The sequence below is a fragment of the Bacillus paranthracis genome (assembly GCF_024296885.1).
Classification (GTDB): Bacteria; Bacillota; Bacilli; order Bacillales; family Bacillaceae_G; genus Bacillus_A; species Bacillus_A paranthracis.
Window position 1 is genome coordinate 2932761 of record NZ_CP101135.1, and the last position, 13019, is coordinate 2945779.

Annotated in this window: 13 protein-coding genes and 1 pseudogene; 1 reads left to right on the forward strand and 13 read right to left on the reverse strand. The window is 34.2% G+C overall.

What is annotated here, in order from left to right; translation table 11 throughout:
• Window position 1: 1 nt before the first annotated feature.
• From NLJ82_RS15010 to NLJ82_RS15035, 6 genes are all read right to left on the reverse strand, one after another.
• On the reverse strand, window positions 2–1660 hold the full coding sequence (locus NLJ82_RS15010) for a DUF262 domain-containing protein (RefSeq protein ID WP_000568710.1): 1659 nt from the start codon (window positions 1658–1660) through the stop codon (window positions 2–4).
• Window positions 1661–2015: 355 nt separating this feature from the next.
• Complete coding sequence (gene arsC, locus NLJ82_RS15015; protein WP_000428345.1) at window positions 2016–2420, reverse strand: arsenate reductase (thioredoxin); 405 nt, start codon at window positions 2418–2420, stop codon at window positions 2016–2018.
• 26 nt (window positions 2421–2446) lie between these two features.
• Entirely contained in the window at window positions 2447–3487 is a 1041-nt protein-coding gene (gene arsB, locus NLJ82_RS15020; protein WP_000826568.1) for an ACR3 family arsenite efflux transporter, read from the reverse strand.
• Window positions 3488–3505: 18 nt separating this feature from the next.
• Complete coding sequence (locus NLJ82_RS15025; RefSeq protein WP_001271015.1) at window positions 3506–3943, reverse strand: ArsI/CadI family heavy metal resistance metalloenzyme; 438 nt, start codon at window positions 3941–3943, stop codon at window positions 3506–3508.
• Between the two features lie 60 nt (window positions 3944–4003).
• On the reverse strand, window positions 4004–4330 hold the full coding sequence (arsR, locus tag NLJ82_RS15030) for an arsenical resistance operon transcriptional regulator ArsR (protein ID WP_002000155.1): 327 nt from the start codon (window positions 4328–4330) through the stop codon (window positions 4004–4006).
• Window positions 4331–4844: 514 nt separating this feature from the next.
• Window positions 4845–5354 carry a DinB family protein gene (locus NLJ82_RS15035; RefSeq protein ID WP_001076314.1) on the reverse strand — a complete coding sequence of 170 codons (510 nt, stop codon included), beginning with the start codon at window positions 5352–5354 and terminating at the stop codon, window positions 4845–4847.
• A gap of 338 nt (window positions 5355–5692) precedes the next feature.
• Here NLJ82_RS15035 and NLJ82_RS15040 point away from each other — a divergent pair, with 338 nt between their 5' ends.
• The gene (locus NLJ82_RS15040; protein WP_001226443.1) at window positions 5693–6238 is read left to right on the forward strand and encodes a dihydrofolate reductase family protein; all 546 of its coding nucleotides are present in this window, start codon (window positions 5693–5695) and stop codon (window positions 6236–6238) included.
• 88 nt (window positions 6239–6326) lie between these two features.
• Here the strand turns inward: NLJ82_RS15040 and NLJ82_RS15045 are convergent.
• The 7 genes and pseudogenes from NLJ82_RS15045 to NLJ82_RS15075 all read right to left on the reverse strand — a co-directional run.
• A pseudogene (locus NLJ82_RS15045) lies at window positions 6327–6491 on the reverse strand (IS4 family transposase); the annotation flags it as partial.
• Entirely contained in the window at window positions 6452–6739 is a 288-nt protein-coding gene (locus tag NLJ82_RS15050) for a YkvA family protein (RefSeq protein ID WP_000961941.1), read from the reverse strand. The gene NLJ82_RS15050 and the pseudogene NLJ82_RS15045, both read right to left, overlap by 40 nt.
• Window positions 6740–7269: 530 nt before the next feature.
• Entirely contained in the window at window positions 7270–9822 is a 2553-nt protein-coding gene (locus NLJ82_RS15055; protein WP_000925105.1) for an ABC transporter permease, read from the reverse strand.
• On the reverse strand, window positions 9813–10559 hold the full coding sequence (locus NLJ82_RS15060) for an ABC transporter ATP-binding protein (RefSeq protein WP_000608860.1): 747 nt from the start codon (window positions 10557–10559) through the stop codon (window positions 9813–9815). The genes NLJ82_RS15055 and NLJ82_RS15060 overlap by 10 nt, the downstream gene beginning before the upstream one ends.
• Entirely contained in the window at window positions 10507–11748 is a 1242-nt protein-coding gene (locus tag NLJ82_RS15065; protein WP_000127304.1) for a zinc metalloprotease, read from the reverse strand. Before NLJ82_RS15065 ends, NLJ82_RS15060 begins: the two co-directional genes overlap by 53 nt.
• A 66-nt stretch (window positions 11749–11814) precedes the next feature.
• On the reverse strand, window positions 11815–12555 hold the full coding sequence (locus NLJ82_RS15070; RefSeq protein ID WP_000582268.1) for an SPASM domain-containing protein: 741 nt from the start codon (window positions 12553–12555) through the stop codon (window positions 11815–11817).
• Window positions 12539–12682 carry a hypothetical protein gene (locus tag NLJ82_RS15075; protein WP_000412663.1) on the reverse strand — a complete coding sequence of 48 codons (144 nt, stop codon included), beginning with the start codon at window positions 12680–12682 and terminating at the stop codon, window positions 12539–12541. Before NLJ82_RS15075 ends, NLJ82_RS15070 begins: the two co-directional genes overlap by 17 nt.
• Window positions 12683–13019: the final 337 nt, after the last annotated feature.

Here is a 13019-nt window from a genome sequence, read left to right on the forward strand (position 1 = left end):
ATCAAAGCTGAACCACTCCTTTAGCTTGCAATATCAAATCACTGAATTCAGATTCAATTGCTCTTACATAAGCTTCACCATCTTCAAACGACCATAACTCATATTGCGTTACTTTATCGCTATAATACTTCATAAATGTATTACGAGTCGCTAAAGGAATATAAGCTCCTGATTTATCATAATCTATTAACCGTTTATATTTTACTGGATAGAAGTGATTGCTCAGACTACTATTTGTTCCTTGATCTAGTAATACTAAATTGTCTAAGCCATTGCTTTCACTTAAAAATTCACCTTTTGTTTCTTCCATTACCCTTTGAGAAATTCCATTAAATTTCTCTTCCGTCAACTCTTCTAATGAGACTGTTCTTAAATACTCTACGAGTGTTTTATAACGATCTAATCCTTCTAACAAGTTAATAGTTCCTTCTATCCAAACGCTCCACTGTTCCTTCGTATTTAATCCTTCTGTACTTTGAGCATGAATATGTTCTAAACTCCATTTACTTTCCAAGTAATATTCAAAAGGAAAATACGTATCGACATTCTTTTGCTTTAAAACAGTTAAAATGTTAAACAGTAATAACACTTTTCGGATTTCTGCTTTATCGTGATAATAATCAAGTTCCCTTAAATGAATAGATTCAATTTCTTTTGAAATCCTTTGTTTTAGTACGAGTTTAAAATGTTGTTTATCATCAATACTACTACTTCTATATAAATTAATATATTCAGTGATATTTTTATATTGAGTGAGATAACCTAACAAATGATAACATTCCCTATCTTCATACCATTCTTCAAGTAAAGCAAAATCCGCAATAATTTGGCGCCACACTGCTTGAATATCCTTTTCTTGTAATTTATAAAATGTATAATACGGATCTGGACTATGTGAACTTGCATGATTCGCCGCAATATCAAATAAAAATTCGATTCGATTTATGTAATTTTTCTTCTTGCCTAAAAATCTCCAAAAACGCTCATTTTGTAATCGATGCTCGATTTCATCCCATTGTGTTGAAATCATTGGTCTTTCATAAAAAGACGTTTTCAAAATTAAAGCAGCTTTTAATAACTCAGAATTCGTTAATTCAATCTTTCCACTATTTAATCGACTAAACACCTCACGTACTTCAACATCCTCTCCCACTTCATACCAAATTACTTTCACTTGTTCGCCTAGCATAATAGAAAATTTACTTTTAAAAGTACGCCCATTTTGGCGCTTTTGTTCAAACCATTCTTTTATAACTGTATAAGCCTCTTTAAAAAAGTGATAGTCAATATTTTTAATAGAAGTGTCTTCATTATAATTTTTAGCTATATTTTGAATAAACTCCGCACTATCTGGTCTTGTTGCATAAGTAATTGAAAAAGATTCTTCCTCTAAATATGCATGAATTAATGCAATTGTTGTTAAACGTTGTTGACCGTCTATTACTTCATAACCATCTTCATATTTTCGGATTACTAATGGCTGTAAACAATAAAACATATCTTCTTTTTGATTAAACTCCTTCATAAACTCTTCTAAATCATTTAATAAATTTTGAACTTGATTCTTCCCCCAGCGATAACCTCTTTGATACGAAGGAATAAAATACTGTTTATCTTCAACTAACTCATTGATGGACTTCAATTGAATATCTTCTATCATTACTTCACCTACCAACATAATTTTCCGAATCTTTCAAACAAGTAACTTTAAAATATATCTATCATTTTCATATGTTTTAAAATCACAAAATATCCCATATTTTCATTATACATTGAATAGAAAAAAAGATACTTTTTTATTTTGAAACGCCTAAATTAATTAGTATGTTCTTTCCTAAAAAACTCATAAAAAAGGAGTGGCTAAACCCACTCCTTTTAATGACCGATTCAAAAAATAATGAAACGACCTCAGCCCCATGGAAGATAGAACTAAAGCCGCTTAGGGTGTTTTTATTATTCCCCTTGTCTACTTGACAGGGACGTGTTCACACTAGAAGATTGACTCTTTCCTTTATTTACTCCCCTGTTTCAGAAAATCGCTTTATACGTTCACCAATTTCATCACGAACACGTTGAAATTCGGACCACTCTTTTCCTGCTGGATCATCAAATCCCCAATGAACACGATGCACATCCGGCGGAGTAGATGGGCATACAGCATCTGCATGACTACAAAGCGTAACGACTAAATCAGCACGATTTAAAATGTTTGCATCAATTATATCTGATGTTTGATTTGTTATGTCGATATTTACTTCGTTCATTGCTTTAATAGCATTTGGATTTACTCCATGTGCTTCGATTCCTGCAGAATATACATTCCACTTATCTCCTAAATATTGTTTGCCCCATGCTTCTGCCATTTGGCTTCGGCATGAATTTCCCGTACATAAAAAGTAGATTGTCTTTTTGTTCTCCATGTTGTTTTCCACCTTTATTTTTAAATTTAGACTGATTGATCATTAAAATATTTACGTTTAAACCAAAAAGCGACGTTTACAAGTGCAATCATGACAGGTACTTCAACTAAAGGACCGATAACAGCTGCAAATGCTGCGCCCGAATGAATACCAAACACACCAACTGCTACAGCAATCGCTAACTCGAAATTATTGCTACCTGCTGTAAATGCTAATGTTGTAGTCACCGGATAGTTTGCACCAATCTTTCTTCCCATAAAGAAAGAAACAAAAAACATTACAATAAAATAGATTAATAACGGAATCGCTATTCTTACTACATCTAATGGTACGCTAACAATCATTTCCCCTTTTAAGGAGAACATAACGATGATTGTAAATAGCAATGCAATCAATGTAAGTGGACTAATCTTAGGTATAAAAACCTTTTCATACCACTGTCTTCCTTTTAACTTAACTAGTACAAAGCGCGTCAACATACCTGCTATAAAAGGAATTCCCAAATAAATAAACACTGATTTTGCTACTTCTATCATTGTAATATCGACAATAGCCCCTTCAATCCCTAACCATTCTGGAATGACTGTTACAAATACGTATGCATAAACCGAGAAAAAGAGCATTTGGAATACCGAATTAAAAGCGACTAAACCTGCCGCATATTCTTTATCACCATCAGCTAGATCATTCCAAACAATGACCATTGCAATGCAACGTGCTAACCCAATCATAATGAGACCAACCATGTATTCTGGTTTATCAGGAAGAAAAATAATTGCTAACACAAACATAAGTACCGGACCAATAATCCAGTTTTGTACTAAAGATAGAACTAACACTTTAACATCTTTAAATACTCGGCCCATTTCCTCATAGCGAACTTTTGCTAATGGTGGATACATCATGACAATTAAACCAACAGCAAGCGGAATAGACGTCGTTCCAACCTGTAATGTATTCAGTCCGTCTACTACACTAGGGAATACAAATCCTAAACCAATCCCAACAGCCATCGCTAGAAAAATCCATAGTGTTAAATATCGGTCTAGAAAAGATAAACGTTTCATTTTATTTTCCATCTCCTATTAACAACAAGAATTTTTAGCTACCTCATTTGAAGTCGTGCAACAAGATGACTCTTCTATTTTATGAACATCACTATGTGCTTTCGTATAAAAGAATTCCCACTCATTCCCATCAGGATCCGTTACCCAAAACTTATCTTGAACCGCATAGCAACAAGTCGTATCCATCTCATCACGAGCGAAGAAACCTTCTTTTTCTAATCGTTCTTTATGTAATGTGATTTCTTCAGCTGTATCCACTTGGAAACCGAAATGATTTACCTGATTTCCCTTCACTTCATCTCGTACGTTCAGCGTAAAATTAAGCCCTGGCGTCTCTAATAAAAATTTTGCATAATCCGTTTTCACCTTAACTGGCGATACACCAAATACCTTTTCGTAAAACTCAATAGACTTCTCTAAATTCGTAACATTTATACCAACGTGAACATATCTCATACCTTATTCCTCCTCTTTATATGTCATTGATCAAGTTTTTTTGATTAATAGCGCAAAATTTTAACAACAGCTACCTTTTCCTGTTTTTCTAAAAATACAGCACAATTCTTCTGATAATAAATTATTTACTTCCGCATCATTTAAATCATAATAACTCCACGTACCTTTTGTTTCTTTTACAATTAAACCTGCATCTAATAAAATCTTTAAATGATAGGACAACTTAGATTGCGTCATTTCAAAAATCTCTGTTAAATCACATACACAAGTCTGGCCTCGCTGGCAAAGTTCATACATAATCTCTAATCGCTTTTGATCCGCCAACGCTTTAAACTTTTTCTCATATAACTTAAAATCCTGTGCCACTGTAGTTTCCTCTCCCTTCATCAATTTTTTTTGATATATATAGTATATACGCAGATGAGTTTTATATGCAACTAGTTCATCAAGTTTTTTTGATTTACAAAAAACTTCCTCGCATCCTATCTTTGTTACAATAAAAAAAGACCATAGCTTTTTCAACAATGAAAAACTACAGTTCTTTTTACAACTTGATAGTTATAATCTTCCCCAGTGGTGGAGTCTCTATAACTGTTTTAAATTTTAATTTGACCATTATAGAGTATTACCCCATCACCATCAATCTAAGAAAGACAAATACCCCCAAATGAGAAAAATCAATATAACTCTTCGGCAAATAAAGATAACTCTTGTTTTTTGGTGCATATTCATAAAAAGCACGTCACCCTTTCTCATTAACATAAGAGAATAGTAACGTGCTTTTAATTTCAAAAATAGTCTAAATCCTTAAGTTGATGGTTGTGGGTCGGGACCCCAATAAAAACGGTATCTAAGGTTGCATGAGATGTGTTAGTTCCATTCCAAAGGCCTCAGCCGACGATTAACTCAAGTATCGGTTTCGGATGACTCCCATGTGATGAAGTTCGTGTCCTGCGATGCCGTACGCGAGGGCGCGCGCCGTAATGCTTAGGTTGTTGGCTGTGCCCTTGCGGTTCCACGCCTCCGCTGGTAGCCCGCGCAGCAATGTAATCGTTGATTGTCGTACGGCCCGGTAGTCTTCGGCCAATTGTGCGGTTGTCCAGCTTCCGAAAGGAGGTATGAATAATTCCTGATCGAAACCGGTCAAAGGCGTCTGGTCCCCTCTTGCGAACCGGAGCAGGCGATAGGTCATGACACGTTCCGCGTCTGTAATGTGGCCCACGACTTCTTTCAGCGTCCATTTTCCTTCCGCATACCGATACGCGGCCTGGCTTTCGGTCAACGATGCCAAGAGCTCGGTCATTTGCTTTTCCTGGGCGAGCAGAATGTCGATGATATTACCGTCCGGCACCAAACGGATATATTCGCCGGAGCTCCCAGCGTATTCTTCTTCTGACGGTCTTTGATTCATACGTAGTCACCTCTTTATGTATATATAGAAAATTATAACACTCGTCTATGTCTAATTAATTCGCGAAATGATAACACTTCCCTTCTAATAATTGAGGATAAGCAACTATTTAGTCGGTCGCCACACTATCCTGATTCGTTAGCACAATAAGCAATGATGCATAAAAATTAGAAGTGATACAATGTTTCAAAGTTATTAATGTATATTAGATTATTCCGAAACATACATAAAATACATTTTGTCGAAACTATTAAAAAAGGAGAATTTCTCTAGCTAGAGAATTAATAATTGTGTTACCAATATGTAAAAATCTCAATTTAAAACTAAAGGAGAACAAAATGAGAAAAATCATTGTATCGATGTACCTCTCACTAGATGGTGTCATGGAAGAACCAGCTTGGACTGCTCCATATTTCAATGAAGAAGTAGCAAAATTTCAATCCGATTTACTGTTTGAAAGTGAAGCGCTTCTACTAGGGCGAGTAACCTATCAAGGTTTTGCAGCTGCCTGGCCTTCTATGACTGATGAAGAAGGTTTTGCTGATAAGATGAACAGCATGCCTAAATTTGTTGCCTCAACAACTTTGGAAAAAGCTGAATGGAATGCAAATCTTATCAAGGGTAATATTGTAGAAGAAATATCGAAACTGAAGGAACAACCCGGTCAGGACCTTTTAATCTATGGCAGTGGTGATCTTACACAAACATTAATGCAACATGACCTCATTGATGAATATCACTTTATAGTCAATCCCGTTATCGTAGGAAGCGGAAAGCGTCTCTTTAAAACCGGAAACGATACAAAGGCTTTAAAACTGATCGAAACAATAACGACCAGTTCAGGTGTCGTTATTCTTTCCTATCAGCCGGAGAAAAAAGAATAATTATTGATAAATTATATAAACCAAAAAACTCATCAGAATAAATCCTGTTGAGTTTTTTTATAAGATAATACATATATTAATTTATAAAAATCATACGGGTTAGTACTTTATCAGTCATACCTACATAGGCATCGGATATTCCATATGTTTGTCCTGTTTGGAGAGAGCTCATTAATACCTCCATATCTAGCTGTATATACTCTGTAGCTTTCTTTATTCTTTCATCCTGAAAATAATCAGGTTTGCAATTTTTACAGCCCATACAAAGACAAGGATCCAGAGAGTAATGATAATAATGCCTGTTATCCAATTCTTTGGTTTGCTTGTTATCTGTCTTTCCTCTACCTTTCTTTTACAATCCTCCAACACTTCTTTAGGAATCAGTTTTAATGCCAAGTATACACCTAATGGTACAAGAATCAAATCATCAAGATACCCCAAGATTGGAATGAAGTCTGGGATTAAATCTATAAGACTAAAAGCATACGCAACAACAAGCATTGTAAATAATTTAGCATACCAAGGGACTCTTTCATCTCGATATGCCAAATAAAGTACAAGAAGTTGTTTTTTTTTAGTTTCTAGCCCATTTTTTCATTTTTTGTATGATAGATATTTTTTCTTCTGTTTCTATCGGTTTATTTTGATTCAAATTATTCCTCTCCCATTTTATTACTACGTACACATCTTCTCAGAATTGTTCTTATTAACTGTATAATAATTACATAGCTACTATTGAGTCTAATACTTTATTTTAATAAAAACTATTTATAATATAAAACCTAATGATCAGTCTACATTTTATTAATCAATAAATTAGAAAGATAAGAGATAAGAAACACGTTTAAATCAACTAGGTTTAATCTAATTCAGTTTTTAAATGGGAACAAGCATGTGAGGGAGGGATCCCCAGATTTTCGTTCTGGGGTATTCTTTAATTTTAACCTGATAGACATAGGATATGTGTTGTTTTAAAGAAAATAGAAAAAGCGTATTTTGACTAGATAATCAAAATACACTTTTTTCTTTCTTTATTTATTTTGTAAAAGGTGTATAGGTTTAGCCGATAATGATTGTTTTGCTGCTATCCATACAACAATTATTGTTGTTATAACAGATAAAAGTATGCCTAAAATGGACCAAGTCATATCTATTTTCATCGGCATTTGGAATAAGAAGCGTAAAGTGATACCTGAAAAGGCTAGGGCAATTCCAGCGCCAACTAATCCAGCCGATAGGGAGATAATCGTGTTTTCTAATAAGATAGACTTCATCAAATTACTAGAAGACATACCAACTGTTTTCATAATAGCAACATCTCGTGTCTGTTGCATTAAGCGAATGACAACTTGATTTCCAATTGTAAGAACAGCTGTTAAAAATGCGAACAACGCTACAATTGAGAAGAAAGCACTTTGCATTTGAATAATATACTGAAGACTATCGATTGCTGTAGCGGCAATTGAATATGCCATTGCTGAACCAGGAAGTTTTTCATTTAATTCTGTTAATATAGTATTTGTTTTTTTAGGATCACTATCTAAGGAATAAGTAATTCGGCTTGGTTTCCCATATGTAGCTAATGTTTCAGTTGGAATACGGATGCCAACGGTTTTAACTACACCAGATTTAAAGAAACCTATAATTTCGCAGTTTACTAATTCATTTCCAATTTGAATGTCAACTGTATCACCGACTTTTACACCTAATTTCTTATAGCTGTCCAAAAGAATTGCTTTTTTCCCCTTTGCATCCGATAGAGCTAAATCACGCCCTTCAGATATCATATAGGATCTAGAGTTAAGAGAGGTATCTACCCCTTCTATTGAAATTTTAGTTGAGCTAAAAAATTTATCATCTTTTATATTTTTCATGAATATAGATGCTGCGTCCACTCCGTTAATATTTTGGAGTCTTCCATCTAATTGATAACCTTTTTTCGATCCTTTTATGTCCTTAATAGATTGTAGCTGCTTTTCAACGTTCCCTTCGTCATGAATGGAACTTGTAATAAGGATATTTCCCATTGCCTCTCTTTCCAATTGACCTTGAACTGACTCAATTAAATTGTCTGCAAATACATGACTAGAGACAACAGAAACAACACCAATAGTTAAGGTAACTGCCAATAAACCATTTCGTTTACTTGTAGTAGCCATGTTGTGTAAAGCAAGAAAGAGGCTTTGTGGCATTATGCTTTTCATGGCGCCAATTAATCTGAATAATAAAGAATATATAAACCCTATAAATCGGACAAAAGTAAAAATAAATAACAGAACTGCAGTTGTAAGTAAAAGAGCAAGAAACCACTTAAAGACTGCGTTGCCATTTGTATTTGTTGTGAAAGCTATATTGTAAACATAAATAGAAAGAATGCCACAAGTAAATATAAAAAGTTGAAATTTCTTTTTAAATGGTAAAGCATAATTCACACTTGTGTTCTCAGTATCACGTAACATTTGAAGTGGTGATACACACATTCCACTTTTTACTGGTATCCAAGAAGCTAAGAAGGTTACAATTAATCCCACAATAATTGTTGTAAAAATTACGGACCATGAAATTCCCCAATGTAGCGGTAGTGAAAGCACGTCTGCTAGATAGGACGTCAGCCAAACACTAGCTAATAAGCCGAGTACAATCCCACCAACTGTTCCGAGAATCGCTAGCCATAATGCTTCTAATAGAAAATATCGAATAATATATTTAGTTTTCATTCCTACGGACTTCATAACAGCGATATCATGCGTACGTGAAGCAATAATGACTTTCATTGTATTAGAAGTAGTAATAGCGGCAATTCCAAGAGCTAATATACTGAAAAGCTGAAGAAATGGTAACAACATCCGTAAATCTTTCTGTTTCTCTAGCTCCTTATCCTGAACATCTATTACACTACTTTGTGGTAATTGTTTTTGAATATTCTTTTTAAAAGAAGAGATATTAACATTTTCATTTAATAAGATTAATGCTTCATTAATTGTGCCTGCAGGTACATTTAAAAGCTGCTGTGCTTGATCTAAATGTAAATAGGCAGTTCCAAAAATTGAAGCATCGCCATAGGATTCTTGGACACCTTCTACTAAACCACTAATTTTATAAGAGGTCATTGCCCCAGTAGAACGGTTAGGAATCTCAACTCTATCTCCTACTTTGACTTGCAAACGGTCAGCTGTATTTTTGGAAAGTAGTAGTTCATCTTTATGTAAAGTACGAATATTAGGAAACAGATTATCACCAAAGAAAGGATAGTGGTTCGTTTCAATTCCCTTTACAATTAAACTTGTTGTTTTCCGATCAGATTTGACCATACTTTGACCTAATAAAGAAGTTGTGAGCGCTTTCTGTTCTTCTTTAGGAATGGAAGAAATAAGAGTTTCGCGATCCATCGGTTTTAAATAGGATTGAACTGACACATCCCCTCCTAAAAGAATTTTAGAGGATTCGTGAATAGATCGCGGAACCAGCTCTACCAACATAGACATAGAAAAGAAACTAGCTACTCCTATTAAAATACTGAACACAGTAAAAAAAGTTCTTAAACGATTACGTGCTAAACTACGTAGTGCAGATTTTAGTAGCATGGTGTTATGCCACCTTCTTGCTCACTAGATTTTGTATGGTCGTTAAAGGTTTCTTGAACGAGGAGGCCATCTTCCATTTTTAAAACACGATCTGAAAGTTTTGCCACATGCGTATCATGTGTAGCAATAATAAACGTCATCTGGAGTTGGTCACGTAGTTGAAAAATTAAGTCCAAAATATTTTTTCCTGTTTTGGAATCTAAGTTCCCAGTTGGTTCATCAGCAATAACAATGGCTGGATTATTTACTAATGCACGAGCAATTGCTACACGCTGTTGTTGACCTCCAGATAGCTGGCTTGGTAAATGATGATATCGTTCTTTCATCCCAACAAGGTCCAACATCTCCCTAGACTTTGTTATCATTTCTTTTTGGCTTCTTACTCCAGCGCACATAAGTGCCATCATAACATTTTCTTGAGCGGTCATTGTTGTGATTAAATTATACGATTGAAAAACAAAACCAATCTTTTTTGCACGGAAATCAGCTAGCTTTTCTTCTGACATGGAGGTAATATCTTGTTGTTCAATAATAATACGTCCTTCGGTAGGGGTATCCAATGATCCCAGTATTCCAAGTAGTGTGGATTTTCCGCTTCCACTAGGACCAATAATACTAACAATCTCTCCAGAATAAAATTTAGTGCTAAGCCCTTTTAAAATTTGAATTGTTCCTGCTTCGGTTTCATAAGCTTTCTTGATTTTTTCTACTTGAAGGATGGTTTGTTTGTTTATCATCCTTTTCCCTCCCGGCCCTTTTAAATTTTAATGTAAAGACAACTATTGTTCTAATTAAAACTATAATTATTACAATAATGGCACCTTTTGCATTTCCCCATGTGAACGAATCTAGCGATGTGAATAAATAGATGGTATATCGAAGAATGAACCAGATAGCAGTGATAACTGAACAAAAATATATACTAGCATATGTAAGAAATGCTATTTTATAGTGCCTGTTCATCCTCTTAATTGTATCATTAAATTGCTTTCGATAATCAGGCTTGAAAAAAAAGTATCCCAGGAGACCACTTTTCACCAATTGGAAGGTTCTAGTATGCAAGTTTGCAATTCCTAGAATGTCAGTAAGAACCCAAAAACCGTCATATTGTAAAAATGGATATAAGTTATATAGAACTGTAATGAGTATGAATTGATTTGCTACAAAAAATTCCTGGAATCCTGAAATAAAATAACACAACTCAAATAATATAAATATCCATAATTCAAAGTAAATTCCGCCCAGGTCAATAACTACTCTTTGTCGTCTAGGCAATCGCCAGGTATCACTTAAATCAACAAATAAAACAGGCCGCATCATATAAAGACCCATTCCGACGTCTTTAGGTTGTATTTTATATCGATAAGCAGCAACTATATGACCAAGTTCATGGATAATAATAGAAAATAATAGCAGCAAAATTGCAATAGTAAATTTATAAACGGATCCAAATGTGTTTGATATATTTTCAGTATTAGCCTGAAAAAAATAATGTATTAGACTTATACTGAAGAAAATACTAAATAAAACAAATACGCCCCGAAAGAATAAGAATTCGAAATATTTGGATGCCTTTTTTAAGTAAGAAGCGTGGAATATTGCTATTCTAAATGTAATTGCAGAGTGATGAGATGCTTTTTTTTCAGAACCAACTAAAACCCCTTTTGGTAATAGATGTTCATTTATCAGTTCTGTTAACTCATTTATAGTAATATTGCCATCGTGATTCGTTTGTACCATTGTACATATATCTCCTATGGATGTGGTTCCATCCATATAATTGAATAAATTTCTCAGTGATTCAGTGACTTTTAATTGTAATCCGTTATCAAATTTTATTAAATAACGAGGCCCCTCCTCCCAAACATCCATATTATAAACTTCGTATGGAATTAACTTTGGAAAGATATTTTGCGATGCTGTCAAATTGATCACATCCTTTAAGAGAAAGTAACCCCACAATGGTGAAGGTATTTGTGGAGTTATATCTTTTTATTTAATTAGTTCTAAAAAGGCAGTTTCATTTTTCTTAATATAAGTCGAAATGGTTTGATGTGAATCATTACAGTAAGGTTTATTAATGGCACCATTTCGCATTAAATTAGCATAAGCACATCCTCCACCACAAAATAGTGAGATACTACAACTACTACACTGTTCGGAGTCAGTAATATCTTGATCCCAAATAGCATGCTTATCAGCATCTAAATTGTATTCAGGAAAAAAGGAACCCACTGCAGTTTCTGGCTTACCTACGGCCTCAGGACAAGCGTATATTAAACCTTCTGCACCAAATGCATAGAAACGCTGTTCTCTCGCACTACATTCTTTAAAATAAGGTAAACTATGCATGACAGAAGAGCAGGAATCAAGTTCACTTACCTTCTCCCAGTCAAAAGTTCGTATGGCTTGACGGATTCTAGAAGTACGAATGTTAAGGTCTGTACCCAGTTTTGCGTTAAATTTATCCATAAATTCTTCTAAATCTCCGAAAATATTATAAATTTCGGCGAGTAATTCATGCTCTGGAAGGTGATTTGGTAGATTATCTCCGTAATGATCAGTAACAGGAGATACCTGCCAACCAAAATTAGGATAAGTATTCCAATGTTGATCTTCGATAAAGGTTGCTAATTCTTTTACATATGCAAGATTATCTTTATTCACATTAGTACGTAAGCCTACTGCGAAACCACGCTCTAATGCCAGTGAAATATTAGCAGCAATTATCACAACAAATTGAGCAGTTGAAGCATTTCATTTCATCCCTGTTTTCAAGTGTTTCCATTTGATCAGCTAACTTTGTCCAAAGCTGTTCATTGTCATTAACTGAACGGATTTTAAAAGATTTTTTTTCCATTTTTAAATCCCCCTCTATTATAGTTGCTTTGTTTTCATATAAAATAAAATGAAAGTGGATTCTGATATAAAATAGCTTTATGAAAATAAGTTGATAAACATTGAAAATTACTTTGCTATACCAGAAAACTTCCATTATTTGGAGCCGGCTCAATAATTATAATAAATGGAATCATATGTAATTAGAAACTTCAAAATTCGGAATATTTCGTGACAGATTTTTCAGATATTAAAGTATAGAAATGGTGTTATAAAGCTCACAAACATTCAAAAATACATACATAAAGAAATTCGTTCTCCTGAAAGAATAAGAGTAACCTGAACTATCTACAGAAGGG

Coding starts and splice junctions, on each gene's coding strand:
- NLJ82_RS15010 (WP_000568710.1), bottom strand. CDS start 1,660: ATGATAGAAGATATTCAATTGAAGTCCATCAATGAGTTAGTTGAAGAT.
- arsC (WP_000428345.1), bottom strand. CDS start 2,420: ATGGAGAACAAAAAGACAATCTACTTTTTATGTACGGGAAATTCATGC.
- arsB (WP_000826568.1), bottom strand. CDS start 3,487: ATGAAACGTTTATCTTTTCTAGACCGATATTTAACACTATGGATTTTT.
- NLJ82_RS15025 (WP_001271015.1), bottom strand. CDS start 3,943: ATGAGATATGTTCACGTTGGTATAAATGTTACGAATTTAGAGAAGTCT.
- arsR (WP_002000155.1), bottom strand. CDS start 4,330: ATGAAGGGAGAGGAAACTACAGTGGCACAGGATTTTAAGTTATATGAG.
- NLJ82_RS15035 (WP_001076314.1), bottom strand. CDS start 5,354: ATGAATCAAAGACCGTCAGAAGAAGAATACGCTGGGAGCTCCGGCGAA.
- NLJ82_RS15040 (WP_001226443.1), top strand. CDS start 5,693: ATGAGAAAAATCATTGTATCGATGTACCTCTCACTAGATGGTGTCATG.
- NLJ82_RS15050 (WP_000961941.1), bottom strand. CDS start 6,739: ATGCTTGTTGTTGCGTATGCTTTTAGTCTTATAGATTTAATCCCAGAC.
- NLJ82_RS15055 (WP_000925105.1), bottom strand. CDS start 9,822: ATGCTACTAAAATCTGCACTACGTAGTTTAGCACGTAATCGTTTAAGA.
- NLJ82_RS15060 (WP_000608860.1), bottom strand. CDS start 10,559: ATGATAAACAAACAAACCATCCTTCAAGTAGAAAAAATCAAGAAAGCT.
- NLJ82_RS15075 (WP_000412663.1), bottom strand. CDS start 12,682: ATGGAAAAAAAATCTTTTAAAATCCGTTCAGTTAATGACAATGAACAG.